26 protein-coding genes and 1 pseudogene are annotated in these 24,283 nt (G+C 71.9%); 11 read left to right on the top strand and 16 right to left on the bottom strand.

The window, feature by feature from the left end:
* Positions 1-23 precede the first annotated feature (23 nt).
* The 3 genes from LTT61_RS01635 to LTT61_RS01625 all read right to left on the bottom strand — a co-directional run bounded on the left by LTT61_RS01635 (position 24) and on the right by LTT61_RS01625 (position 3,273).
* Complete coding sequence (locus tag LTT61_RS01635; protein WP_233021294.1) at positions 24-1,073, bottom strand: FecCD family ABC transporter permease; 1,050 nt, start codon at positions 1,071-1,073, stop codon at positions 24-26.
* 125 nt (positions 1,074-1,198) lie between these two features.
* Entirely contained in the window at positions 1,199-2,230 is a 1,032-nt protein-coding gene (locus LTT61_RS01630) for a heme/hemin ABC transporter substrate-binding protein (protein WP_233018136.1), read from the bottom strand.
* Positions 2,231-2,295: 65 nt separating this feature from the next.
* Positions 2,296-3,273, bottom strand: coding sequence for an aldo/keto reductase (locus LTT61_RS01625; RefSeq protein ID WP_233018135.1), 978 nt, complete (start codon positions 3,271-3,273; stop codon positions 2,296-2,298).
* A gap of 270 nt (positions 3,274-3,543) precedes the next feature.
* Here LTT61_RS01625 and LTT61_RS01620 point away from each other — a divergent pair, with 270 nt between their 5' ends.
* The 5 genes from LTT61_RS01620 (at position 3,544) to LTT61_RS01600 (ending at position 7,927) form a co-directional block, all read left to right on the top strand.
* The gene (locus LTT61_RS01620) at positions 3,544-4,293 is read left to right on the top strand and encodes a histidine phosphatase family protein (RefSeq protein ID WP_233018134.1); all 750 of its coding nucleotides are present in this window, start codon (positions 3,544-3,546) and stop codon (positions 4,291-4,293) included.
* 92 nt (positions 4,294-4,385) lie between these two features.
* Positions 4,386-4,973, top strand: coding sequence for a DUF3090 domain-containing protein (locus LTT61_RS01615; protein WP_233018133.1), 588 nt, complete (start codon positions 4,386-4,388; stop codon positions 4,971-4,973).
* A 3-nt stretch (positions 4,974-4,976) separates the two neighbouring features.
* Complete coding sequence (locus LTT61_RS01610) at positions 4,977-5,774, top strand: SCO1664 family protein (RefSeq protein ID WP_233018132.1); 798 nt, start codon at positions 4,977-4,979, stop codon at positions 5,772-5,774.
* Positions 5,775-5,949: 175 nt separating this feature from the next.
* Positions 5,950-7,200 (top strand): cysteine--1-D-myo-inosityl 2-amino-2-deoxy-alpha-D-glucopyranoside ligase, encoded by a 1,251-nt coding sequence (gene mshC / locus LTT61_RS01605; RefSeq protein ID WP_233018131.1) that lies wholly within the window; start codon positions 5,950-5,952, stop codon positions 7,198-7,200.
* Between the two features lie 172 nt (positions 7,201-7,372).
* Complete coding sequence (locus tag LTT61_RS01600; protein WP_233018130.1) at positions 7,373-7,927, top strand: TetR/AcrR family transcriptional regulator; 555 nt, start codon at positions 7,373-7,375, stop codon at positions 7,925-7,927.
* Here LTT61_RS01600 and LTT61_RS01595 read toward each other — a convergent pair.
* From LTT61_RS01595 to LTT61_RS01585, 3 genes are all read right to left on the bottom strand, one after another.
* Complete coding sequence (locus tag LTT61_RS01595; protein WP_233018129.1) at positions 7,916-9,769, bottom strand: Na+/H+ antiporter; 1,854 nt, start codon at positions 9,767-9,769, stop codon at positions 7,916-7,918. The two genes, LTT61_RS01600 and LTT61_RS01595, sit on opposite strands and share 12 nt — an antisense overlap.
* A gap of 51 nt (positions 9,770-9,820) precedes the next feature.
* Positions 9,821-12,049, bottom strand: coding sequence for a molybdopterin oxidoreductase family protein (locus tag LTT61_RS01590; protein ID WP_233018128.1), 2,229 nt, complete (start codon positions 12,047-12,049; stop codon positions 9,821-9,823).
* A gap of 77 nt (positions 12,050-12,126) precedes the next feature.
* Positions 12,127-13,758: a serine hydrolase gene (locus LTT61_RS01585; protein WP_420094724.1), complete on the bottom strand. Its 1,632-nt coding sequence runs from the start codon at positions 13,756-13,758 to the stop codon at positions 12,127-12,129.
* A gap of 369 nt (positions 13,759-14,127) precedes the next feature.
* Here LTT61_RS01585 and LTT61_RS01580 point away from each other — a divergent pair, with 369 nt between their 5' ends.
* Both LTT61_RS01580 and LTT61_RS01575 read left to right on the top strand, forming a co-directional pair.
* Complete coding sequence (locus LTT61_RS01580) at positions 14,128-14,847, top strand: metal-dependent hydrolase (protein ID WP_233018127.1); 720 nt, start codon at positions 14,128-14,130, stop codon at positions 14,845-14,847.
* 125 nt (positions 14,848-14,972) lie between these two features.
* Complete coding sequence (locus LTT61_RS01575) at positions 14,973-16,196, top strand: lipase family alpha/beta hydrolase (RefSeq protein WP_233018126.1); 1,224 nt, start codon at positions 14,973-14,975, stop codon at positions 16,194-16,196.
* A 52-nt stretch (positions 16,197-16,248) separates the two neighbouring features.
* Here LTT61_RS01575 and LTT61_RS01570 read toward each other — a convergent pair whose 3' ends face one another.
* The 4 genes from LTT61_RS01570 to LTT61_RS01555 all read right to left on the bottom strand — a co-directional run bounded on the left by LTT61_RS01570 (position 16,249) and on the right by LTT61_RS01555 (position 18,056).
* Complete coding sequence (locus tag LTT61_RS01570) at positions 16,249-16,728, bottom strand: Dps family protein (RefSeq protein ID WP_233018125.1); 480 nt, start codon at positions 16,726-16,728, stop codon at positions 16,249-16,251.
* A 94-nt stretch (positions 16,729-16,822) separates the two neighbouring features.
* Positions 16,823-17,083, bottom strand: a complete 261-nt coding sequence (locus LTT61_RS01565) for a DUF4235 domain-containing protein (RefSeq protein WP_233018124.1) — start codon at positions 17,081-17,083, stop codon at positions 16,823-16,825.
* A complete protein-coding gene (locus tag LTT61_RS01560; RefSeq protein WP_233018123.1) occupies positions 17,080-17,637 on the bottom strand; it encodes a DUF3618 domain-containing protein in 558 nt (185 codons plus the stop codon). The genes LTT61_RS01565 and LTT61_RS01560 overlap by 4 nt, the downstream gene beginning before the upstream one ends.
* Positions 17,634-18,056 (bottom strand): phage holin family protein, encoded by a 423-nt coding sequence (locus LTT61_RS01555; protein ID WP_233018122.1) that lies wholly within the window; start codon positions 18,054-18,056, stop codon positions 17,634-17,636. Before LTT61_RS01555 ends, LTT61_RS01560 begins: the two co-directional genes overlap by 4 nt.
* A gap of 76 nt (positions 18,057-18,132) precedes the next feature.
* Between LTT61_RS01555 and LTT61_RS32780 the strand changes: the two are divergent.
* A pseudogene (locus LTT61_RS32780) lies at positions 18,133-19,038 on the top strand (FAD-binding protein); the annotation flags it as partial.
* 235 nt (positions 19,039-19,273) lie between these two features.
* Positions 19,274-19,615 carry a histone-like nucleoid-structuring protein Lsr2 gene (locus LTT61_RS01540; protein ID WP_233018121.1) on the top strand — a complete coding sequence of 114 codons (342 nt, stop codon included), beginning with the start codon at positions 19,274-19,276 and terminating at the stop codon, positions 19,613-19,615.
* 7 nt (positions 19,616-19,622) lie between these two features.
* Here LTT61_RS01540 and LTT61_RS01535 read toward each other — a convergent pair whose 3' ends face one another.
* The 4 genes from LTT61_RS01535 to LTT61_RS01520 form a co-directional block, all read right to left on the bottom strand.
* A complete protein-coding gene (locus LTT61_RS01535; protein WP_233018120.1) occupies positions 19,623-20,309 on the bottom strand; it encodes a PAS and ANTAR domain-containing protein in 687 nt (228 codons plus the stop codon).
* A gap of 39 nt (positions 20,310-20,348) precedes the next feature.
* Entirely contained in the window at positions 20,349-20,795 is a 447-nt protein-coding gene (locus LTT61_RS01530; protein WP_233018119.1) for a response regulator, read from the bottom strand.
* An 87-nt stretch (positions 20,796-20,882) separates the two neighbouring features.
* Positions 20,883-21,497: a hypothetical protein gene (locus LTT61_RS01525; protein WP_233018118.1), complete on the bottom strand. Its 615-nt coding sequence runs from the start codon at positions 21,495-21,497 to the stop codon at positions 20,883-20,885.
* A 10-nt stretch (positions 21,498-21,507) separates the two neighbouring features.
* Entirely contained in the window at positions 21,508-22,320 is an 813-nt protein-coding gene (locus tag LTT61_RS01520; RefSeq protein ID WP_233018117.1) for an alpha/beta hydrolase, read from the bottom strand.
* A gap of 140 nt (positions 22,321-22,460) precedes the next feature.
* Between LTT61_RS01520 and LTT61_RS01515 the strand changes: the two genes are divergently transcribed.
* Positions 22,461-22,685, top strand: a complete 225-nt coding sequence (locus LTT61_RS01515) for a DUF2945 domain-containing protein (protein WP_233018116.1) — start codon at positions 22,461-22,463, stop codon at positions 22,683-22,685.
* Positions 22,678-23,010 (top strand): DUF3140 domain-containing protein, encoded by a 333-nt coding sequence (locus LTT61_RS01510; RefSeq protein WP_233018115.1) that lies wholly within the window; start codon positions 22,678-22,680, stop codon positions 23,008-23,010. The genes LTT61_RS01515 and LTT61_RS01510 overlap by 8 nt, the downstream gene beginning before the upstream one ends.
* On the opposite strand, the gene LTT61_RS01505 is transcribed toward LTT61_RS01510, so the two are convergent.
* Together LTT61_RS01505 and LTT61_RS01500 are read right to left on the bottom strand one after the other, a co-directional pair.
* Positions 23,007-23,423, bottom strand: coding sequence for a pyridoxamine 5'-phosphate oxidase family protein (locus tag LTT61_RS01505; protein WP_233018114.1), 417 nt, complete (start codon positions 23,421-23,423; stop codon positions 23,007-23,009). The two genes, LTT61_RS01510 and LTT61_RS01505, sit on opposite strands and share 4 nt — an antisense overlap.
* Positions 23,420-24,265 (bottom strand): NAD(P)H-binding protein, encoded by an 846-nt coding sequence (locus tag LTT61_RS01500; RefSeq protein ID WP_233018113.1) that lies wholly within the window; start codon positions 24,263-24,265, stop codon positions 23,420-23,422. Before LTT61_RS01500 ends, LTT61_RS01505 begins: the two co-directional genes overlap by 4 nt.
* Positions 24,266-24,283 lie beyond the last annotated feature (18 nt).

Genomic DNA, 24,283 nt, shown 5'->3' with positions numbered 1-24,283 from the left:
CGCCCGACGCGGCTCCCCGCCGCTCACGCCCAGCCGCCCGAGCGGGCGCGGGTGCGGCGCAGCAGCCAGAAGAAGAAGGGGCCGCCGACCAGGGAGGTGAGCATGCCGAGCGGGAGGTCGGCGTTGGTGACCAGGGTGCGGGCACCGACGTCGGCGGCGAGCAGCACCACCGCGCCGAAGACGGCGCTGAGCGGGATCAGCACCCGGTGCGCGGGCCCGACCAGCATCCGCACCACATGCGGGACCACCAGCCCGACGAACATGATGATCCCGGTGAACGCCACCCCCGCGGTGGCGAGCAGCGCGACCACCGCGATCACGATCGCCCGCAACCGCTCGACGTCGACCCCGAGATGCCTGGCCACCGATTCCCCCAGCGCCAGCAGGTCCAGTTTCCGCGCCACCAGCACCGCCGCCGCGACCCCGAGCGTGGTGAGCGTGGCCACGATCCCCACCGCGTCCCAGGTGGCGCCGTTGAGGCTGCCGAGCTGCCAGAACACGATCTGATCGCGGGCGGCGGGCTGCGCCACGAACAGCAGCAACGCCAGCAGCCCACCGGCGAAGGCGTTGATCGCCACCCCGGTGAGCACCAGCGTCACCACCTCGGTGCGCCCCCCGGAGCGGGCCAGCAGGTACACCAGCATGGTGGTGGCCAGCCCGGCCGCGAACGCGGCCGCCGCCACCGACCAGGCCGCCACGAACGCGCCACCGACCACGATCACCGTGCCCGCGCCCACCGCCGCCCCCGCCGACACCCCGATCACGCCCGGCTCGGCCAGCGGGTTCGCGAACACGCCCTGCAGCAGCGCGCCCGCGGTGGCGAGCGCGGCGCCGACGAACGCCGCGAGCAGCACCCGCGGGAACCGCACCTCCCACAGCGTGACCTCGCCGGCCGGGTGCGCGGGCAGCGGGCCCAGCTCCAGCCCCATGCGATGCAGGACGCTGCCCGCGACCTCCGCCGGGGTGGTCGGCACCTGCCCGAGCGTGGCCGAGAGCAGCGCCAGCGCGACGAGCGCCACGACCGCGACTATCGACACGATCGCGATCCGCGACACGCCGCGGCTGCGCGGCACGACCGGGGCGGGGGAGTGCGGCACGAGCACCGCGGGATCGTCCCGCCTGCCCGGTGCTGCGCCCGCCTTCGCGAGTCCGGCGGGCACCGGCGGCGACCCAGCGGATCCGGTACCCGGCTCTGGGCTCATGCGCCGTACACGGCGTCGCTGAGCGCCGCCACCACCCGGCCGGTGTTCGGCCCGAAGGACAGCAGCACCGCATCCGACATGTCGACGACGCGGCGATCCCGCCCGGCCGGGGTCTGCGCGATCCCCGGCACCTTGGCCAGCCCGTCCAGCCCGCCGACCGACTGCAGCCCGTCGGTCATGACCAGGATGACGTCGGGCGCGGCATTGATCATGCCCTCGCTGGTGATGGCGGTGAACGGCTCGCGCACCCCGGCCGCGGTCCCGGCGTCGGCCCCGCCGATCGCCGCGATCAGCGCGTCCGCCCCGGAGCCCGGCCCGGCGATCATCGTGATCGCGGTGGAGCGCAGGTAGAGGAACGCGATCCGCAGCGGCGGCTCCTGCGCCGGCACCGCGGCCGTGGCGGCGGCGATCTCGTCGCGGGTGCGCCTGCCCAGCTCCGCGCCCCGCTCGGGGACGCCGAGCGCGGCGGCGACCGCCTCGATCTGCGGCACCACCCCGTCCATGGTGCGCTGCGGGTCGAAGTAGACCACCGCGAGCCCGGCCGCGCGCAGCTGCTCGCGCACCGCGGGCGCGGCACTGGTGGTGTCGGTGAGGAACACCGTCGGGCGCAGCGCCAGAATCGACTCCACGTTCAGCGAGCCGCTGCCCCCGGTCACGTTCGGCACGTCCCGCACGGCGGGGAAGGCGGCCGCGGTGCTGCGCCCGACCAGGTTCGCGCCGAGCCCGAGCGCCCACACCGTCTGCGCCAGCGTGCCGTACCGGTCGGCGGCCACGATCCGATCCGCGGAGCCGACGGTGACCTCGGTGCCGTCGAAGGAGCGCACCGTCACCGGCAGCGCGGGCGCGGGCGGCGGGGTGAACGGCACCGGATCCAGGTCGGTGAGCGACGCCGTCGCCGGGCCGCGCTGCCCGCCGCTCGCGCCCGCCCCGGTATCCCCGCAGGCGGTGAGCCCGGCCGCCAGGAGCAGGGCGAGCACCGCCACCACGGCACGGATTCCCCCGGAACGAACACGACCGCCACACCTCATGCCGCCCAGGCTAGCGCTGCCCCCGCCTACGGCGGGCCGCACGGTCGGCGCCATCGGCGACCGGGCTACTCGTGCCCGTTCTCCGGGCGCGCGCTCACGTCGTCGAGCGCGGCGGCGATGGCCCGCGGCAACTCCAGCGTCTCGGCCGCGAGCACCCCGGTGAGCTGCCCGATATCGCGCGCCCCGACGACCATGCTCGCCACCCCCGGGCGATCCCGGATCCAGGCCAGCGCCACCGCGAGCGGCGAGGTGCCGAGCCCGTCGGCCGCGGTCACCAGCGCGTCCACCACCCGATTGGCGCGCTCGTCGAGCCGATCCCTGATCTCCTCCGCCGTCGCCTCGTCCGCCCCGCGCGAATCGGCAGGCACCCCGTCCCGGTACTTGCCGGTCAGGATGCCGCCCGCCAGCGGCGTCGCCGCGATCAACCCGGTCCCGTGGTGCCGCGCGGCGGGCAGCAGATCCTCCTCCGCACCGCGCGCGAGCAGCGAATACGGGTGCTGCGCGGCCACCACCGGGGTCAGCGCGGCCAGCGACGCCAGCTGCCAGGCACTGAACCCGCGCACCCCCACATACCTGGCCTTCCCGGCGCGCACCGCGTGCTCGAGCGTGCCCGCGACCTCGTCGAGCGGGGTGTAGGGATCCCACTCGCCGATACTCCACAGATCCAGGTGGTCGGTGCCGAGCTCGCGCAGTGTCCGGTCCAGTTGCGCCAGCAGCCCGCGCCGGGAGGCGTCGACGGCCGGGCGCACCGGCTCCGGCACCGCGGGCCCGGCCTCGGCGACGGTCACCGGGACCACCCCGGAGCAGCCGCTCAGCACCAGGTCGTCACGGTTGACGAGATCGCCGAGCAGCTCGGCAAGCACCCGCTGCGCGCCGCCCGCCGTATAGGCGGGGGAGGTGTCGACCAGCGTGCCGCCCGCGTCGAGGAACGCCGTCATCTGCACCGCCGCCTCGTCGCCGCCGGTACGGTCGCCCCAGGTGTGGGTGGCCAGGCCCATCCGCGACACCCGCAGCCCGCTACGGCCGACCGTCCGCTGTTCCATTACCGCGTCCACGCTCTCGTCACGGCGCCAAGCCTAAAGCGTCACCACCGCGGGAGCGCCGAGCCGACACCGCGCCGTCCCACACAGTGCCGGGCCCACCCCCGCGCGGGTGGCTCCGGGCGGCCTGTACTGTCGCTGCGTGATCACGGCGGGCCGACGAGCCCAATTGTCGGTCCGGAACGAAAATTTCGGACAGCGGCGACGGCCGGGCGCGGCCACCGCCCGCCGCGAGCGGAACGGCGCCGACCCGCGGCCCACTAGGCTGACCCCATGACGGTCATCCTGCTGCGCCACGGCGTGTCCACCTCGAACACCGCGCGCACGCTCGCCGGACGCAGCACCGGCGTCGAACTCACCGAGCGCGGCGCCGAACAGGCCGCCGCGGTCGCCGACCGGCTCGGCGGGCTCCCGATCGAGCACATCGCGCACTCCCCGCTGCTGCGCTGCCAGCGCACCGTCGGCCCGCTCGCCGAACGCCTCGGCCTCGAACCCGAGTACGACGACCGGCTGCTCGAGGTCGACTACGGCGACTGGACCGGCCGCCCGCTCAGCGAACTGCTCGAGGAGCCGCTGTGGTCGGTGGTGCAGCGGCACGCCTCCGGCGCCGTCTTCCCCAACGGGGAGGGCCTGGCCGACGTGCAGCGCCGCGCGGTGACCGCGATCCGCGAGATCGACCGCCGCCTCGCCGACGGCAACGACGGCGCCGACGTGCTCTGGGTCGCCTGCACGCACGGCGACGTCATCAAGTCGGTGCTGGCCGACGCGCTCGGCATCCACCTCGACGGCTTCCAGCGGATCGTGGTCGAGCCCGCTTCGATCAGCGTCGTCCGCTACTCCCCGCACGCCCCCTACGTGTGGCGGCTCAACGACACCGGCGCCGACCTGTCCGCGCTGGCCGCCGCGGCGCCGTCCGGGGCCGCGAAGGCCGGCGCGGGCGCGCACGGCCCGGTCCCCGGTGGCGAGGTGGCGCCGGAGCCGGTCGCGGATAATGGGAATGCGGAGCGCCGCGATCCGTTGTAGAGACGTCACACGGGGCACCCGGCTCGCCCCGGCGTCTGGAAAACGCCACGCCGGGATAAGTCGATGAGGGTCAGGGTTCGAGGAGGGTGCAGATGGCACGAGCAATCCACGTATTTCGCACCCCCGATCGCTTCGTCGCCGGGACCGTCGGCGAACCGGGTGATCGCGCGTTCTATCTCCAGGCCGTGCAGGATCCGCGGGTCGTCAGCGTGCTGCTGGAGAAGCAGCAGGTGAAGGTGCTGGCCGATCGGATGGGGCTGCTGCTGGACGAGGTCGCGCGCCGGTTCGGCGCCGAGGTGCCGCCGCAGGCCGAAGCCGTCGGGGACACCGACCCGCTGGTCACCCCGGTGGACGCCGAGTTCCGGGTCGGGACCATGGGGCTCGGCTGGGACGCCGACGCCGGCGCGGTGGTGGTCGAGCTGCTCGCCATCACCGAGACCGAGGTCGACGAGTCGGTCGTGCTCGACGACACCGAGGAGGGCCCCGACGCGGTGCGGGTGTTCCTCACCCCGATCCAGGCCCGCGAATTCGCGCTGCGCTCCACCAAGGTGATCGCCGCCGGTCGCCAGCCCTGCCCGCTCTGCGGGGAACCGCTCACCCCGGGCGGGCACATGTGCGTGCGCACCAACGGCTACAAGCGCGGCGACATCTTCGGCACCACCGACCTGGAAGAGGAGTGACCCGTGCCCGGCGGCGCTGACCCGCTGTTCCGGGAGGGCGAGCTGGCGGTGCTCGGCCGGATCAGCACCGCCAGCAACCTCACCCTGGTCTGCGACATCGCCACCGCCGACCCGACCGCACCGCTGCGCGTGGTCTACAAACCGGTCCGCGGCGAACAACCGCTCTGGGACTTCCCCGACGGCACCCTCGCCGGCCGCGAAGTCGCCACCTACCGGATCGCCGAGACGCTCGGCTGGCACACCGTCCCCGAGACCATCCTGCGCGAGGGCCCCTTCGGCCCGGGCATGGTGCAGCGCTGGATCGACACCGTCGACCACGCCGACACCCTCGACCTGGTCGACCTCACCCCCGCCGGAGCCGTCCCCGACGGCTTCCGCGAAGTCCTGCGCGCCGTCGACCCCGCGGGCACCGAGGTGTCGCTCGTGCACTCCGAGGACGCCCGGCTGCGCCGCCTCGCCGTGCTCGACGTCATCGTCAACAACGCCGACCGCAAGGGCGGCCACGCCCTGCACGGCACCGACGGCACCGTCTACGGTGTCGACCACGGCATCTGCCTGCACGCCGAGAACAAGCTCCGGACCGTCCTCTGGGGGTGGGCGGGCGAGCCCGTCCCCGAGGAGTTGCTGCCCGACATCACCGGCCTGGTCAAGGAGCTCAGCGGCGAGCTCGCCGACGAGCTCGCCGAGCACCTCACCGACACCGAGATCACCGCCCTCGCCGACCGTGCCCGCCGGTTGCTCGACGACCCCGCCATGCCGCTGCCCGACACCGCGCGCCCCATTCCCTGGCCCGCGTTCTGACCCCGGCCCGCCGACCCGCCCGCGGCGGGTGACCGGCGAATCACCCGGAAGCCAACTGTTGACTTCGCCTCCCCGCGGCCCCGCCGCAGGTCGGCAACGCCCGCCCGGGTGCGGGGAGTATGCCGGGAACCGGGGTGCGGAACCGCGACCCCGCCCACACCTCTACCCTCGAATCATGCAGTCCTGGTCCGATACGCCCCTCCCCGCCCTCCCCGGAACGGGGCCGCCGCTGCGGCTGTTCGACACCGCCGACCGCGCCGTGCGCCCGGTGACCCCCGGCCGCACCGCCACCCTCTACGTCTGCGGCATCACCCCCTACGACGCCACCCACCTCGGCCACGCCGCAACCTACCTGACCTTCGACCTGGTCAACCGGCTCTGGCGGGACGCGGGGTACGACGTGCACTACGTGCAGAACATCACCGACGTCGACGACCCGCTCTTCGAACGCGCCGCCCGCGACGGCATCGACTGGCGCGACCTCGGCGCCCGCGAGATCGAACTCTTCCGCCAGGACATGGCCGCCCTGCGCGTGCTGCCCCCGCGCGACTACATCGGCGCCATCGAATCCGTCGACGAGGTCATCGAACTCGTCGGCAAACTGCTCGCCGCCGGCGCCGCCTACACCGTCGAGGACGCCGAACACCCCGACATCTACTTCCGCGCCGACGCCACCGAACAGTTCGGCTACGAATCCGGCTACGACCGCGCCACCATGGAACAGCTCTTCGCCGAACGCGGCGGCGACCCCGGACGCCCCGGCAAACACGACCCCATCGACCCGCTGCTCTGGCGCGCCGCCCGCACCGGCGAACCCTCCTGGGACGCCCCCTTCGGGCCTGGACGGCCCGGCTGGCACATCGAGTGTACGGCGATCGCCCTGAACCGGCTCGGCCCCGAGTTCGACGTCCAGGGCGGCGGCTCCGACCTGATCTACCCGCACCACGAATACTCCGTCGCACACGGCGAAGCCCTCGGCGCCGGCCGCCGCTTCGCCCGCCACTACGTGCACACCGGCCTCATCGGCCTCGACGGCGAGAAGATGTCCAAATCCCGCGGCAACCTCGTCTTCGTCTCCACCCAGCGCCGCGCGGGCACCGACCCCGCCGCCCTGCGCCTCGGCCTCTTCGCCGGCCACTACCGGCAGGACCGCATGTGGACCGACGAGGTCCTCACCACCGCCGAACAGCGCCTCGCCCGCTGGCGCGAAGCCACCGCCCTGGAAGCGGGCCCGGCCGCCGACGACACCGTCGCCCGCCTGCGCCGCCACCTCGCCGACGACCTCGACACCCCCAAGGCGCTCGCCGCCGTCGACGAATGGGCTCGCCAGGCACTCGCCTACGGCGGCGCCGACCGCACCGCCCCCGTCGCCATCCGCGCCGCCGTCGACGCCCTGCTCGGCATCGCGCTGCACCCCGCCGGGTAGCGGCCGAGCCACACCGCGTCCGGGAGGCTGACCCGAACCGTCACGAAACCGGACAACCGACCGGGATGTCCACGCGGTTCGCCGATTCCACCCCTTTCACCTGCCGGGAACGCCGGGACCCATGAGGTACTGTTCGGCCTCACTCCGTCCCTGCGAGCAGATCGGCGACCCCATGTCCCGCGTGGTCACCAAGGATCAGTACTTCGACATCGCCCTCGAGGTGCTGGCCGAACTCGGCTTCAAGGGCCTCAACATCGGCGTCCTCTGCCGCCGCCTCGGCGTCACCTCCGGCTCCTTCTACCACCACTTCGGCAGCTGGCAGAGCTTCGTCGACCTGCTCCTGGAAACCTGGGAACACCGCCAGGTCCTCGTCCTGCGCGCCCGCAACTTCGGCAAAGCCACCCCCGACGACGACATCCGCGCCCTCTCCGACCTCGCCTGCGGCCTCAACCACCGCGCCGAAGCCGCCATCCGCGCCTGGGGCGCCAACGACGAATCCGTCGCCGTCGCCCTCAAACGCGTCGACGAATCCCGCCGCCGCACCGTGCACCGCGCCATCGACGGCGTCGTCCACGACCCCGACACCGCGGGCGTGCTCACCGCACTCGGCATGGCCACCCTCATCGGCTACCAGCAGATCGCCCCCGGCGAACAAGAACCAAGCCTCGACCGGCTACTCACCGAATTCGCCGGGCTCATCTACTCCCACCGCCGCTCACCCCAGTAACTCGTCCACATAGCACCACCGCCACGCCTCACCCGGCTCCACACTCCGCATCACCGGATGCCGCTGCGCCGCGAAATGCTTCGACGCGTGATTGCCGACCGACGAATCACAGCACGCCACATTCCCGCAGGTCAGACACATCCGCAGATGCACCCAGGTCAGCCCCTCCGCGATACACGCCGCGCAGCCGACCACCGAATCCGGCACCCGCACCAGCGGCGCCTCCCGCAGATGCGCGCAGCTCTCCGCCCGATCCGGCGCCGTCAACGGCTCCGGCTCCGCCACCTCCGCCTCGTCGAACCGGTCGATGATCGACTCCTCCAGATCCAGCCGCGCCATCACCGCCTGCAGGATCTCGTAATCCAGCGCGCCATCGTCCCGCGCCCGCAGCACCGTCTGCCGCTCCGCGCCCAGCATCGCCAACCGCAACCGCCGATACTCCGCCGTCGGCGTCGCCAGCTCCGACTCCGCCCGCCCCAGCCGCTCCCACGCCGCGTTCGTCCGGAACGTCAACCGCTCCCGCAACGCCCGCACCACCTCCTCCGGCGTCTCCGGCGTCACCCGCCGATCCAGCTCCGCCGACCCGGCCGCCGCCGCCTGCTGCAACAGATTCGCCTTCTGCAGCGCGTCCTCCGCCCGGGACGGCCCCCGCAACTTCAACGCCCGCACCAGCACCGCCAGCGTCGACCCCTGCACCAGCAACGTCGCCCCCACCACCAGCAACGCCAGCAACTTCAACACCGCCAGCTGCGGCGTCTCCTCCGGCAGCAACAGCACCGCCGCCACCGTCACCACCCCGCGCATGCCCGCCCACGACACCACCAGCCCCTCCCGCAGCGACTCCTCACCCCGCCCACGCGCCCGGTTCAACCACGCCCACGGCAACACGAACAGCGGCCGCGCCAGCATCGCCGCCACCGGCACCGCGATCACCGCCGCCAGCAGCGTCCCCTCGTCCAGCCCCGACGCCAGCGCGTCCTCCACGATGTGGCGCACCTGCAACCCGATCACCAGGAACACCGAGCTCTCCAGAATGAACTGCACCGTCCGCCAGTTCGTGCGCTCCGCGATCCGCGACGCCGCGCTCTGCCAGCGCGGCGCGCCGTGCCCGAGGATCATCCCGCACACCACCACCGCGATCACCCCCGAGGCGTGCACCTCCTCCGCGGGCAGGTACGCCGCGAACGGCGCGAGGAACGACAGCGTCGTATCCAGCACCGGATCGGTGATCCGCCGCCGCAGCGTCGCCAGCACCGCCGCCACCAGCACCCCCACCAGCGCGCCGCCACCGGCCGCCAGCACGAAATCGCCGCCCGCCTGCCACACCGACACCGACCCCGCCGACGCCGCGATCGCCGTCCGCAACGCCACCAGCGCCGTCGCGTCGTTGAACAGCGACTCGTCCTCCAGGATCGTCACGATCCGCCGCGGCATCCCGATCCTGCGCGCCACCGCCGTGGCGGCCACCGCATCCGGTGGGGCGACCACCGCGCCCAGCGCCACCGCGACCGCGAACGGGACCGGAAGCAGCAGCCAGACCACCGCGGCCACCACGAAGGTGGAGAACAGCACCAGGACCACCGACAGCAGCGCGATCGTCGTCGCGTTCTTCCGGAAATCCAGCAGGGAGGTGCGGATCGCCGCCGTGTACAGCAGCGGGGGGAGCAGGCCGAGCAGGACGATCTCCGGGTCCAGATCCACCTGCGGGACGAACGGCAGGTACGACGCCGCGACCCCCGCCACCGTGAGGACCAGCGGCTCCGACAGACCCGCCCTGCGGGCCAGGGCAGCGAGGGCTACCGCTGCCGCTACCAGGACCACCAAGCCGACAGCCACATGCATCGTCGCATTGTGTCACCCGTGCGGGGTGGGTGTAGTTCACCGGGGGAGAGGTCAGCCGGGGATGGCGGCTTCTTCGGGCTGCTCGGCGATTTCGGGCTGCTCGGCGACTTCCGGGGCGCCGGGGGCGGGAGCCACGGTGACCCAGGTGCCGTTCACGGCGGAATTGCCGGTGAACGTATCCGTCGCCTTGGGGTCGTGCAGCAGGTTGACGTTCGCGCCGGGCAACCCGGCCGCGACCGTCCACCCGACCCCCGGCTCCCGATGCCCCCACCCGTGCGGAATCGCCACCGTCCCCCGCCGGATCTCGTCACTCGCCTCCACCGGAACCACGATCGCCCCGATCCGCGACGACACCACAGCCGGATCACCATCGGCCAACCCGCGCTGCACCGCGTCATCGGGATGCATGAGCACCGTGCACCGCGGCTTCCCCTTCACCATCGACGGCAGATTGTGCAACCACGAGTTATTGCTCCGCAGATGCCGCCGCCCGATCAACCGCAGATCGAACCCGTCCACGGGCGCCGTCACCGCCGCACCCCGCCCCGCCTCCGCGATCAACTCCCGCGCACCATCGAGCAGCAACTCCGGCGCCAGATGCACCTTCCGATCCTTCGTCGCGATCAAATCCCGCAACCGCGGCCGCAACGGCCCCAGATCGATCCCGCCCGCCGTCTTCCGCAACTTCGACACCGTCACCCCGCCCGGCCCCTTGCGCAGTACCCCGTACGGACCCACCGCGATCCCCGCCGACGCCAGCCGCAACGGACTCAGCCGATCCAGCACCGCCGTCAGCGCGCGCCCCGTCACCCGCCGCACCGGCAGCGGCAGAATCTCCACCGCCAGCCGCGCCATGATCTCCCAATCCTCCAGCCCACCCGGCTGCGGCTCGAACACCCGCGGATTGAACCGCAGACTGTTCCGCACACTGAACACCGACAGCACGATGTCCATGTCCTCGCGCTCCAGCGGCGAGACCGGCGGCAGGATCAGATCCGCGTGCCGCGTCGTCTCCGTGATGTACATGTCGACCGCGACATAGAAATCCAGCCCCGCCAGCGCCTCGTCCAACCGCCCACCCTGCGGCGTCGACAACACCGGATTCCCGGCATAGGTCACCATCGCCCGGATCTGCCCCGGCCCCTCGTCCAGCATCTCGTCCGCCAGCACCGCCACCGGCAACTCCGCCCGGAACGACTTGAACCGCCCCGACCGATCCGTCCACTTCCCGTACCCCGCCAGCGGCACCCGGCGCGCCATCCGCGCCGCGTCCACCGCGGGCGTGGCGAACATCTGCCCACCCGCCCGATCCAGATTCCCGGTCACCGCGTTGATCACATTGATCAGCCAGTGCGTCAGCGTGCCCGTCACCTGATGGCACACCCCGATCCGCCCGTACATCACCGCCGACGGCGCCGCCGCGTGCTCCCGCGCCAACCGCCGGATCACCTCCGCATCCACCCCCGCCAGGGGAGCGGCCCACTCCGGCGTCGCCTCCGCCACCAGCGCCCGCAACTCTTCGAACCCGGTGGTCCGCGACCGCACCGCCGCCCCGTCCACCAGCCCCTCGGTCACCAGCACGTGCAACATCCCCAGCAGCAGGTACGCGTCACCACCCGGCGCCACCGCCACGTGCTCGTCCGCCAGCTTCACCGTCTCCGTGCGCCGCGGATCGATCACCACCACCGTGCCGCCCCGCTTACGGACCGCCTTGATCCGATCCCGCGCGCCCGGCATCGTCGTGATCGACCCGTTCGACACCGCCGGATTCGCACCCAGGATCACCAGCCGATGCGTCCGATCGATATCGGCCACCGGCATCAGCACATTCGACCCGAACATCTGCCACGCCGCGAACTCCTGCGGGAACTGATCGATCGACGACGCCGTGAAGAAATTGTTCGTCCCCAGCGCCGCCCGCAGCATCCCGCCGTAGATCACCGACGAACTGTGCGCCGCCGGATTCCCCAGGTACATGCCGACCGCGTGCGCGCCGTGCTCCGCCCGCACCTTCCGCAGCCTGCGGCCCACCTCGGCGATCGCCTCGTCCCAGCCGATCGGCACGAACTCCGTGCCGACCCGCTTCATCGGCGTCCGCAGCCGATCCGGATCGTGGTGCAGCCCGCCCATGGCCGTCGCCTTCGGGCAGATATAGCCCTTCGACAGGACATCGTCGGGATTACCCTCGATCCGGGTCACCTGCAGGTCCTCGACGGTCACCAGGATTCCGCAATGGGCCTCGCACAGCGTGCACTGCCGGGCAATGGTGGTCGCGTTCATCAAGCTCCGTCACCTTCTGCCGAACTTTTCGACCAGGTTACCCGCGTCACACCCCGCGGCCATAGAGCGATCAACGGTCACGGCCGCACAAACATCCCCAACCCCTCCTCCTCGTAGTACGACAGGATCAGCCGATTCCCCTCGAATCGCGCCACCGACACCGACCCCGGATTCGCCCCCTCACCCTGCGGCGAGAACACGAACTTGTCCCCGTCCCAGTGCCGCATCGGCATCCGCACCGCCGCCGGCCCCATCGTCAACACCAGCGCACCGTTGTCCACCGACACCACCGCGGGCCCGAAATAGGCGTTGTCATAGGTGCCCGCGTACTCCTGCAGCGGCCCCGCCGGCTTCGCGTTCGACGGCGGCTCCTTGCCGGCCAGATCCCCGGACGGCGCGTTCAACTGCTCGAACGCCCCCGCGTACAGCTCCCGCCAGTCCTCCCGCACCTCCCCGAACTGCACCAGATCCGCGAACTCCGCGTTCAGCGTCTCCGGAATCCCCACCGGCGCCGCGTTCGTCAGCGTCACGATCCCCACATCGGCCGACGGGATCAATGTGAACGCCGTCCCCGCACCCCGGTTGAACGCCCCCGAGTGCCCCAGCGTCACCCGCCCGGCCGGCGAGGTCCCCACATTGAAACCGAACCCGTAGAACCCCGCCCGCGAATCCGGCGACGCCGGGGGAGCCGACATCGCCTGCGGCGACACCGCGGGCAGCAGCGCGCCCGACGGCACGATCTCCTTGCCCTCGAACGCCCCGTCCGCCAGCATCATCGTCATCCAGCGCGCCATGTCGTCCACCGACGAGCTCACCCCGCCCGCCGGCGCCTGCGGATCCGGCTGCCGCGGCGGATCGGCGGGCTTGTACGCACCGTCCACCAGCACGTGCCCGACCGCGCGATCCGGGCGGCTCACGAAGTCGCTGTACCGCGAACTCGTCGACGCCATCCCGAGCGGTTCGTAGATCTCCCGCTGCGACAGCTCCTCCCACGAGGTGCCCGCCGCCTCGGCCACCGCCACCGCGGCCGCCGTCAGCCCGTAGTTGGTGTAGGCGTAGGAATCACGGAACGTGTCCAGCGGCAGCTGTCGCAGCCGCTCCAGCACCTGCCCGCGGTCGTACCCCAGATCCTCCAGCAGGTCGCCCGCGTGATCCGGCAGCCCCGACCGGTGCGAGTACAGATCCCCGATCGTCACGTTCTCCGTCACGTACGGATCATTCAGCGCGAACCCCGGCGACAGCTTCTTCACCGGCGTATCCCACGCCACCCGGCCCGCCGCCACCTCACGCGCCACCACCGTCGAGCCCAGCGGCTTCGACACCGACGCCAGCTGGAACACCGTCCCCGCGTCCACCGGCTGCCCCGTCGTCACATCCCGCACCCCGAACCCCTTGCTGTACACGACCTTGCCGCCGTGCACCACCGCGATCGCCATGCCCGGGATCTTCGACGAGGCCATCAGCTCCTCGGCGATCCGATCCAGCTTGCCGACCGCGTTGTCGATCTGCCCGTCCGGGATGGCGACACCGGCCACCTGGCCCGGCGACTCCTGCGCCGTGCCGCTCGGCGGGGCCGAGCTCGAGGACGCCGTCCCTCCGCCCGAGTCCTCCTGCGCGCAGGACCCGACGACGAGCACCGCCGCCACCGCCAGCCCGATCACCACTCGGCTCCGATCCCGCACGGCCACCACCTCCTTGGTGTGATGCACAGCACAATGCGACGAGCCTAGCGTCCAGCAATCGACCGGCAACGGGTTTTGCCGCGTTCCCGCGTGGCGTGGGAAAAACGTCACTGTGACGTAAATGGGGGGATGTGGAGCGTCACTGTGACACATCGGAGGAGGGCGGTTGCCGCAGTGCAAGTCGGTCACCATCGCGGCCATCGAGCATTTACGGGCGAGGCAAAGGTCGAGAGACCCGGGAAACCGTGCAACTCGGCACAGAGGGCAGCTGCACAGCGAATGCCATTCCAGCGCCCCAAACGCCAGGTCGTAAAAACGCCGATAATCTACATTATGTCAACTAACCGCGCTCTCCCCGGTGAACCGCACGTGAACCAAGATCGATAACGTGGACGCGTGCTCGGACATTCTCATGCGACCAGCGGCGCGCTCGGCTGGTCGGCGGCCGCGGCCGCCCTCCCGGTGTCGGTGTTGACGTACCCCGTGATCGACGTCGTCGGCGACCACCACCTCGGAACCGTCGACCTGCTACTCGGCGTCTTCCTCACCGCGGGCGCCGCGCTGCTGCCCGACATGGACCACCCCGACGGCACCATCGCCAACACCCTCGGTCCGGTCTCCGAGCTCTTCTGCACGGTCGTCTCCTGGATCGCGGGCGGCCACCGCAAAGCCACGCACTCGTTCTTCTTCGTCGCCCTCGCCGGCATCGGCACCTGGGCGGGCATGACCTACCTCGGCCGGCCCTTCACCCTCGGCCTGGTCTTCGTCCTGCTCGCGCTCGCGGTCCGAGCACTGCACCTCTGCCCGCCCGGCAAGGGCATCCGCGCCTGGGGCACGGTCCTGGCGCTCGCCCTCGGCGGCACCTTCGCCATGACGCACTGGATCTCCGACGCTCCCCCGTGGCTACCGTTCTGCGTCGCGCTCGGCTGCCTGGTGCACATCCTCGGCGACTGCCTCACCGACCGCGGGTGCCCCCTGCTCTGGCCGTACCGGAAGCGGCTCGGGATCGAGATCATCAGCCGCACCGGCAACAAGGTCGAGACCTGGGTGCTCGCTCCCCTTTTCATGGCGGGAACCCTCGCGCTGCTGTGGTACACGATCACCCAACTTCCCTGAGCCCCCTCTTGTCCTGGCCGGTTGTTCCTTGTTGTTGATGGAGGCCATCTTGATTGATGCGCATAGTCGCATACATGCAATATTTATACGATAACTATCTGGTGCACACCTGTACACTGAACCCCATGTACGAGGACCAGCGACGCGCGGAAGTCCGCGCCCTCGCCCGCCTCGCCGGCGACGAGCTCGGCGGCGCTGTCGCGGGCATCGCCACTGTTCACCGGGCTGTCGCCGACCGCGTCTTCACGGCGGTGCGCTGGGGCGTCGGGCCCGCCGCCGCCCCCGTCCAGGTCGCCCACGATGCCATCGCCGACGGTGTCTACGCGATCGTCGGCACCGTCGCCGAGACCGCGGGCCGGGTCGCCGAGCGCACCGCCGACCTGCCGAACGGCGAGCCACCCTCCCGCACGGTCTTCGGCGCGGGGCTGCTCGGCGTGCTGTCCGGGCTGATCGGCGACCGGCTGGCCGAGCAGAATCCCGTCCTGACGGGCCCCATGTCGTTCCGCGTCGACGGGCAGCCGGTGGCCCCGGAGGAACTCGGCTCGCCGCACGACACCCTCGTCGTCTTCGTGCACGGCCTGGTCGAGACCGAGCACGCCTGGCGCCGCGGCGGCACCCCCGGCTACGCCGAGCGGCTCGCCGAAGAGCTGCCCTGCGCGACGGCGGCGGTGCGATTCAACAGCGGGCTGCACATCTCGGAGAACGCGCGCGAACTCGCCGACCTGCTGGAGCGGACGCAGCGCGCCTGGCCGGTTCCGCTGCGCCGGATCGCGCTGGTCGGGCACTCGATGGGCGGGCTGGTGGCCCGCGCGGCCTGCCATCTCGCCGCCGCCGAAGGTGCCGCGTGGGTGCGGCTCGTTCGGCAGATCGTCTGTCTCGGTTCGCCGCACCTGGGCGCGCCGCTGGAGCAGTTCGTGCACGTGGTGTCGGCGGGGCTGGTGAAGCTGCCGGAGACCAGGCCGTTCGGGCGGCTGCTGCGCAGGCGCAGTGCCGGGATCCGCGACCTGCGGCAGGGTTCGCTGGTGGACGAGGATTGGACCGATCTCGACATCGACGCGCTCACCCGCCGGGTGCAGCAGGAGGTGCCGCTGCTGCCCGGTGTCGAGCACTACTTCGTGACGGCGTCGATCATCCGCAACCCGAAGAACCCGCTCGGCCGCATCGTCGGCGACGGCCTGGTCCTCACGCCGAGCGGCTCCGGGCGTGGCCGTGCCCGCCGGATCGCGTTCGAGCCGGAGAACGGGCTGCACCTGCCGGGCGCCAATCACTTCACGCTGCTCAACGACGAGGCGGTACACGAGGCGCTGCGCCGCTGGCTCGCCGCCGCCCCTCCCCTCCCCCGGCCCTGAAACGCCGAACCGCCCGCGAGCCGGAGCTCGCGGGCGGTTCGATCGGCCGATGTCAGGCGTCGGCGACCTGGGCCTGCCACATCCAGTGCAGCTGCTCCAGCCGCCCGGCGATCTCGATGATGAGATCCTGGGTGACCGGATCGGCCTTCTCGGTGGCGTCGATGCGCTCGCGGAGGCCGCGGATGACGGCGGTCAGGTTGGTGACGACGCCGTTGATGACGTCGGTGTCCTTCTGCCAGCCGTCCGGGTAGCCTTCCGTCACGCTGTCGCGGGCGACCGTGGAGGCCCGGCCGTCCGGGCTGACGCCGATGGCGGTGGCGCGCTCGGCGGCGGCGTCGGTGAACTCGCGGGCGGCGACCACCAGCTCGTCGAGGGCGAGGTGCACCGATCGGAAGTTCCGGCCCACGACGTTCCAGTGCGCCTGCTTGGCGATCAGGGAAAGGTCGATGAGGTCGACGACGGTGGCGCGCAGGGCCTCACCGGCGATGCGCTGCTGTTCGGCCTCGAGGGTGCTGGTGATGGGTTGCGACATTGCTGTACCTCTCTCTCGTCGTCGGTCCCGATATCCATTGGCTTGGCTACCCGGGATCGACCCGTTCACGCAGCCGAACTGCGTGAACGTCGTCTCAGTCCTCCGGCCAGGTGCCGGTGACGGCCTGGAATCCGGTGGCTCCGGCCCGGTCGATGGCGGTTTTCACCAGGCCGAAGACGGCGCCCTGGATGGCGGCGGCGAGCAGGACTTCGCGCCAGCCGTAGTCCTCGGAGGTGGCGTGCGGCGCTTCGTCCTCGCCGCTGACGGCCTGCCAGATCTTGCCGAAGACGAAGTTGGCGAGCAGGCCGCCGAGGACGCTGACGCCGAGCCCGAGCGGTTTGTACGCGAGCTTCATCGCCTGCCTCGCTTCCGCAGGACCTGCCAGAGCACGACGCCGCTGACGACGCCGATGGCGACCGGCACCGGATTGGCGCGGATCAGGTCTACGGCCTGACGTCCGCCGCGGGCGACCGGCTCGGGGGTGGCCTCGGCGACCTTGGCCGTGGCGGCCGCGGTGCTCTCCTTGGCCTTGGTGGCCACGTCCTGCGTGCGCTCCTTGGCGACGGCGGCAGTCGTGGCCGCCTTCTCCTTTGCCACGGCGGCGGTCTCCGCTGCCTTCTCCTTGGCGGCGGTCGCGGACTCCGTAGCGCGCTCCTTGGCGACGGCGGCCGTTTCGGCGGCGCGCTCCTTCGCCTGCTGGGCGCTGTCGGCGACCTTGTCCTTGGCGCCTGCCGCGGTGGCTGCGGCGTTCTCCTTGACCTCCTGCGCCTTCTCCGAGGCGCGGGCGGGGACGTCGAGTTTGTGGGTCAGCTCCTCGACGGCCTGGCCGAGCTCCTCGCGGGCGCGGTCACGGCCTGCGGCGACGAGTTCCTTCTCGGTCTCCGGGCTGAGTTCGGGGTCCGGGCTCACTGCCTGCGGCTCCTTTCCTTGATGGTGGCCACGTCCTCCTGCACGCCGTGGACGGCGGCCTCGGGAAGCGGCGGGGTTGCGCTCTGGACGTTCTTCTTGCCCGCGAGGGCGAGGATGCCGGCGACGACGAGCAGCACGACACCGACGATCAGCGCGGCGGCCCAGGCGGGCAGCGGCTCGGCGAGGCCGATGATGGCGGCGGCGACGAGCGCGCCGACCCCGTAGAGCGCGAGGACGGTACCCGCCCCCGCCAGCCCGGCGCCCTTGCCGACCCGCTTGCCCTTCTGCTGCATCTCCAGGGTGGCGAGCCGGATCTCGTCGCGGACGAGGCGGCTGAGCTGTTCGCTCGCGGTACCGACGAGTTCGGAGACCGAGCGGGCGTCGGCGGGCCCGTTCCGGTCGTGTGCGGCGTGCGTCATGATTCGCATCCCTCCTCCGGTCGGGAGGCGGTTACCCGAGGCTTCGTCGGGCAAACGCCGGGCTCGGGGCGCCGGAATCGGGGTGAGCGCACTGGTGTTCCGGGGTGCAGGGGGTGGCCCGGCCGCGGCGTGGGCAGCGTTGCACGCGCGGGCGGCGGGGGTCGAGGTGGTGCTGGTGGACAAGGGGTACTGCGGGACCAGCGGGGTCCGAATTCTGGATCACTCCCCCGCGCTGGAATTGCTCGTCGACGCGGACAGCGTGGTTCGCGGGGCGGCGGGGTTTCAGCGGCAGCTGGGCCGGGATTATCGAATTGCGGCGGGGGCGGTGGTGCTGGCGTCGGGCGGGTGCGCGTTCCTGTCGGGTGCGCTGGGCACGAATGTGAACAGCGGGGACGGTGCGTCGATGGCGGGGGGGGTGGGTGCGCGGTTCTCCGGGGTGGAATTCTCGAATGCGTACGCGATCGTGGCGAAAGGGTCGACGATCACGAAGACGGCCTATTACGGGTATGCCACGTTCTTCCACGAGGACGGGTCGGTGCCGGAGGATGCGGGGGCGTTCGGTGATCGCGCGGGCGCTGCGGTCGGAGCGGGTTTCGCGCAGCTGGATCGGGCGGACGCGGCGACGCGGGAGCGGATCTGCGGGGGTTTCACCGGTGGCGGCAGCCACAATTCGGCGTGGGCGATGAGTTCGGGGTCGTGGGCGATGAGTTCGGGGTCGTGGGCGGGTGCGGGGGAGGCGCGGTTCGCGCTGCGCGGGTGGCCGGGCTCGGCGGCGACAGCGCGGGTGACTGCCGGGTGCGGGCGCGGCAGGCGGCGGCGATCACGGCGGTGGCGGTTGATGTACGCGTCGACGCTGGCGCGCACCGAGACTCGCGGGATGAGCAAGCGGGCGGATCATCCGGAGCTGGATCCGGCGCAGCGGCATCACGTGCTCTCCGGCGTGGTGGACGCGGTGTGGACCGGCGGATGCGCTGTTCGTGCACCTGGATTCGGCGCCGCGGCCGGTGGTGCCTGCCGAGGAGATCGGGCGCTATCGGGAGCGGCTGGGCCGGGGTCGCGGGCGTACGCCGGGCAGCGGGGTGGCGGTGGGGCCGGAGTTGCCGGGCGGCGGGCCGCCGCGGCTGCCATAAAGGGTTCGCCGAATTCCGGGGTGTACTCCCCTGGCGCTACAGTGTGTTTCTGTCGCGTTTTCGGTGCACTGGAAGAGGGAGAGCTTCATGGCACGCAAAGTCGTTGTCACGGTTGTGGACGATTACGACGGCATTTCGGCCGCCGATGAAATGGTGGCTTTCGGGGTGGACGGCGTGTCCTACGAGATCGACCTCTCCGCGGAGAATGCGCGTTCGCTGCGGAAATTCCTGGAGCAGTGGACGCCGTACGCGCGCCGGACCGGGAAGGCGGCGCGCAGCAAGAACGCCGGGGGCGGGCGTTCGTCGGCGAGCCGGGAGGATGTGGCGGCGATCCGGGCGTGGGCGAAGGAGAACGGGCACGAGATCTCCAGCCGGGGCCGGATCCCGTCGGAGATCGTGGCGGCGTACCGGGAGGCGCAGCCCGCCTGAGCCGCGGTCAGTCCGCGGCGGGCTCGACGCGTTCGTGCCCGGTCAGCAGCAGGTGGTCGAAGACGGTCAGGATGTCCGGGCGGGGCGGCGGCACCTGGGGCAGGTCGGCGATGAGCTGGGCGGCGATGGCGCGCAGTTTGGTGTTGGTCTCCTGGGAGCGCCAGGAGAGCACCTTGAAGGCCTGTTCGGGGCTGATCCCGTACATCCGCATGAGGACGCCCTTGGCCTGTTCGATGACGGCGCGGGATTCGACGATCTCGGGGACGACGTCGCTGACGGCGGCCTGGCCGGCGGCGTCGATGGTGTCGGTGAGGTCGATGTAGCAGCCGCTGGTGCCGACGGGTTCGCCGTCGGCGTCGAGGATGCGGTTGGCGACGACGAGCACGGTGTGCTCGCAGTCGTTGGTGTCGATGATGCGGTGCCTGCCGGAGAAGGGTTCGCGGTCGGTGAGGGCGCGCTCGATCAGCTGGGCGACCAGGTCGCGGTCGTCGGGGTGGTTGTGCGCGAGGACCAGTTCGGTGCTCGGTTCGACGGCGCCGGGTTCATACCCGTGTAGCCGGTACACCTCGGGGGACCATTCCCACCGGCGGTCGGCGAACCACAGCGTGAAGCCGCCTGCCACCTGGGGATCGACCGACTCGGGCAGATCGGCGAGCGGGTCTTCCCGGCACTCGGGCACAGCGGACTCGGACACCTGGAAACAATAGCGCGACCTGCGGGGACGACACGCCGGTCACGGGTGTGGCCGGGGCAACTTCACCACTCGGACGAAGAAGCCGTCGATCTGCTGGATGGCGGCCATGAAGGCGTCGAGGTCGACGGGTTTGGTGACGAAGGCGTTGGCGCGGGCGCGGTAGCTGCTCTCCACGTCCTCGGCGGCCGAGGAGGTGGTGAGCACGACGACGGGGATGGCGGCCAGTTCGGGGTCGGCCTTGATCTGTTCGAGGACCTGGCGGCCGTCGTAGCGGGGCAGGTTGAGGTCGAGCAGGATGAGGTCGGGGCGCACGGCGTCGGTGTGCGGGCCGCGGCGGTAGAGGAAGTCGAGTGCTTCTTCGCCGTCGCGGACGACGTGCAGGGTGTTGCCGAGGGTGTGGGTGTCGAAGGCTTCGCGGGTGATGAGCTCGTCGCCGGGGTCGTCCTCGACGAGCAGGACGTCGATCGGGTGCGAGGAGTCGGGCACGGCGGCCTCCCAGTATTCACAGCTGCCCCGGCGCGGTGGCGGTCGAGGTGGGCTCGAGTCAACCAGATGCCGTGCGGCGCGGGCGGGTCAGGGCAGGACGCGGCCGATGTGGGCACCCTTGCGCGGGTTCTTGCTTCCGGTCTTGCAGGCGGCGATCTGCACGGTGCCGCTGCCGGGGTTGTAGTAGGCCATGCCGACGAGCGGGCCGTGCGTGGAGCCGGGCAGCCAGCTCCAGCCGGGTTCGTCGCCGGTGTAGGCGTCGAAGCGGTGGTCGCCGTATGCCTCGAAGGATTGGCGCTGCAGGACCAGGTATTCGGGGACGGTGAGCCCGGACCAGCCGTGTTCGGTGAGTGCCCGGCGCAGCGCGGGTGCGGTGTGGCCGCGGGTCCAGGGCTGGATGCGGTCGGCGGGCAGGACGAGGAGGTAGGGGTGGTCGGGGCGGTCGATGCCGCCGTCGAGCAGGTCGCTCGCCACCTCGGCGGGTCGGTCGTAGGTGGCGAGGCCGAGCAGCGCGGGCAGGTGGGTGCGCTGCTCGGCGGCGGGCGGGAAGGCGAAGCCGATGGCGGCGTCGGCGGGCAGCGGCAGGTCGGGGGCGGTGCCGATGGCGTCGCCGAGCGGGGTGTGCTCGCGCCACCATGCCGCCGAGTGCCGCCAGATGCCGGCCGTGCCGTGTGCCTCCGGTCCGCCGATGCCCGCGCGCATGCGGCGGACTCTACTGCGCGGGGCCGACACCCTTTTCGGTGAGCCATTCGAGCGCGGATTCGGCGATCTCGGTCCAGCCGCTGTCCAGGGCGAGCGAGTGGCCGCGGTCGGGGAACCGGCGCAGGTCGGTGACGGCGGGTGAGCCGCTGTAGAGCTTGTGCGCGGCGCGGGTGACGACGTCGGGGACGGTGTGGTCCTTGCCGCCGGAGAGGAAGAGCAGCGGGCCGCGGGTGGCGTTGGCGGTGTCGACGGCGGCCGGGGAGTCGCCGGTGAAGTTGGCGAAGGCGGCTTCGAAGAGCGGGCGGCCCGGGGAGGGGATGGTCCAGGCGTCGAAGAGCTGGTCGGATTCGTCGGCGGGGATGGCGTTGCCGAAGCCGTAGCGGAACTGGCTCTTGGTGAGCGCGACGGAGCGCTTGCGGTTGGCGGGGTTGCCGAGCACGGGGAAGCCGGAGCGCAGCTGCGCGAAGGGCAGCGGCTTGACGCCCTTGATCTGGGCGGGGTCGATGGCGACGCCCGCGCTGCCGAGCCCGGCGGCGAGGAGTTTCTGCACGAAGAGCCCGCCGAAGGAGTGGCCGACGAGCACCGGCGGGGTGTCCAGGGCGCGGATGATCTCGGTGTAGTGCGCGGTGACGTCGTCGATGCCGATCCCGGCGACGGCCTCGGGCTGTTCGCGGGCGGCGGCGACGGTGTCCGGCTCGCCGGGCCAGCCCGGGGTGTGCGGTTCGTAGCCGCGGGCGGCGAAGAGCTCCGCCCACGGCTGCCACGAGGTGGCGTGCAGCCACAGGCCGTGGATGAAGACGACGGGGGTGCGGGTGGCTGCCATGGTGATCTCTCCTCGGTGCGCGGAACGCTCGGAACTGTAGACCGATCCGGCCTCGCGCGCCTGCCGAGCTGGGCGTTTCCGGTCGGGTGGCTCGGGTAGGTCCGGGTTGTTCGCTGATCTTCGACGATGAGGAGCCGCGCATGAGCAACGACGACACGTTCCGCAAGGGCGACAGGGTGGAGTGGAAGAGCCACGGCAGCACCGCCGAGGGCAAGGTCGAGGAGAAGATCACCTCCGATACCGAGGCGGCCGGGCGCACGGTCCGGGCGTCGAAGGACGATCCGCAGTACCGGGTGCGCAGCGCGAAGAGCGGCCGGGACGCGGTGCACAAGCCATCGGCGCTGAAGCCGGCGAGCGATGACTGACGACGACGACGCGACCGCGAAGGAGTTCGGCGCGGTGGTCAATATGACCGGCGCCGAGCTGCGCCGCTGGCTGGAGACCGACGAGTCGAAGGCGGTGGGTCAGAAGCCGGACGGCGGAGGTGAGTCCACCGGCCACCACAGTGGCCGCCGGATCCTGGACATCCTCGCCGCCGACGAGCTCACCGACGCCGATTACGCGCACATGCGCAAGGTGGTCGGCTACGTGCACCGGCACGCGAAGCAGCGCCCCTCCGGGGATGTCGAGGACACGAAGTGGCGCTACTCGCTGATGAACTGGGGTCACGACCCGCTGAAGAGCGGCTAGTAGCCCACGCGGGCCACCTTCTCCGGGTGCAGCACGATCCGGACCAGCTCGCCCGCGCGCATGGCGGCGAGCTCGGCGGCGCGGTCGGGGTCGTCGAGGTCCCAGTAGCGGGCGGCGAGCCGGTCGCAGAGTTCGCGGGCGCCGTCGGGTTCGACGGTGACCGGGCCGGTGACCGAGATCCAGCGTTCGCGCTCCCCCACCGGTGCGGCGACCACGAGCGAGGCGCGCGGGTCCTTCGCGAGCCGCCGGAGCTTGGCGGAGCCGGGTTCGGTGAAGACCTGGACGGTGCCGTCGTCGGCGAGTTCGAACCAGACCGGGCGCGGCTGCGGCGGTACGGGGCCCGCGGCGACGGTGAGGAAGCCGTGCAGGGGGCGGCGCAGGAAGGTGATGTCGTCGGGGGTGAGGGTGCTCATGCCCGTCCCTTCTGCCAGATTCCGGTGACGGCGGTGCGGGCGACGTAGTCCTCGAAGGGGCGGGGTGCGCGGCCGAGCAGGGTGGCGACGTCGTCGGTGGGGGTGGCGAACAGGCCGCGGGCCATGAGCGCGAACATGGCGGTGACGTGGTCGGCGGTGCCGCGGTTCCAGCCCTGTTCGACCAGGGCGGTCACGTAGTCGGCGGGGGTCAGTTCGCGGTAGGTGATGGGCTCTCCGGCGGCGCGGGCGATGAGCTCGACGGCCTCGGCGAAGGTGAGGGCGCGCGGGCCGGTGAGTTCGTAGACGCGGCCGGCGTGGGTGGCCGGCTGCGTCAGGACGGTGGCCGCGGCGTCGGCGACGTCCTCGGCGTCGAGGAAGGGTTCGGGGACCACGCCCGCGGGGAGGGCGAGTTCGCCGGAAGTGAGCGGGGCGTGGAAGAGGTCCTCGTCGAAGTTCTGGTCGAAGTTGCTCGCCCGCAGGATGGTCCATTCCAGCGTGGAGCCGCGGACGGCGTCCTCGGCGTCGCGCATGTCGAGCCCGAAGTCGGAGCCGCCCCAGGTGTCGGCGCCGCGGCCGGAGAGCAGCACCACCCGGCGGACTCCGGCGGCGGTGGCCCTGGTGACGAAGTCGTGGACGGGGCCGGGCACCGGCGGGGCGATGAGGTAGACGGCGGTGGCGCCGGTGAGGGCGGCGTCCCAGCCGTCGGGGTGCGCCCAGGCGAAGGGGGTGGGGCTGGAGCGGGAGGCGGTCCGGGTCGGGGTGCCGCGCATGCGCAGGCGGGCGGCGACCCGGCGGCCGGTCTTGCCGGTCGCGCCGAGGACGAGGGTGGTGTCGGTGCTCATGGACCTTGATTCAACGGG

It is taken from the genome of Nocardia asteroides (assembly GCF_021183625.1).
Classification (GTDB): domain Bacteria; phylum Actinomycetota; class Actinomycetes; order Mycobacteriales; family Mycobacteriaceae; genus Nocardia; species Nocardia asteroides_A.
This window is presented reverse-complemented; position numbering and strand designations above follow the sequence as displayed.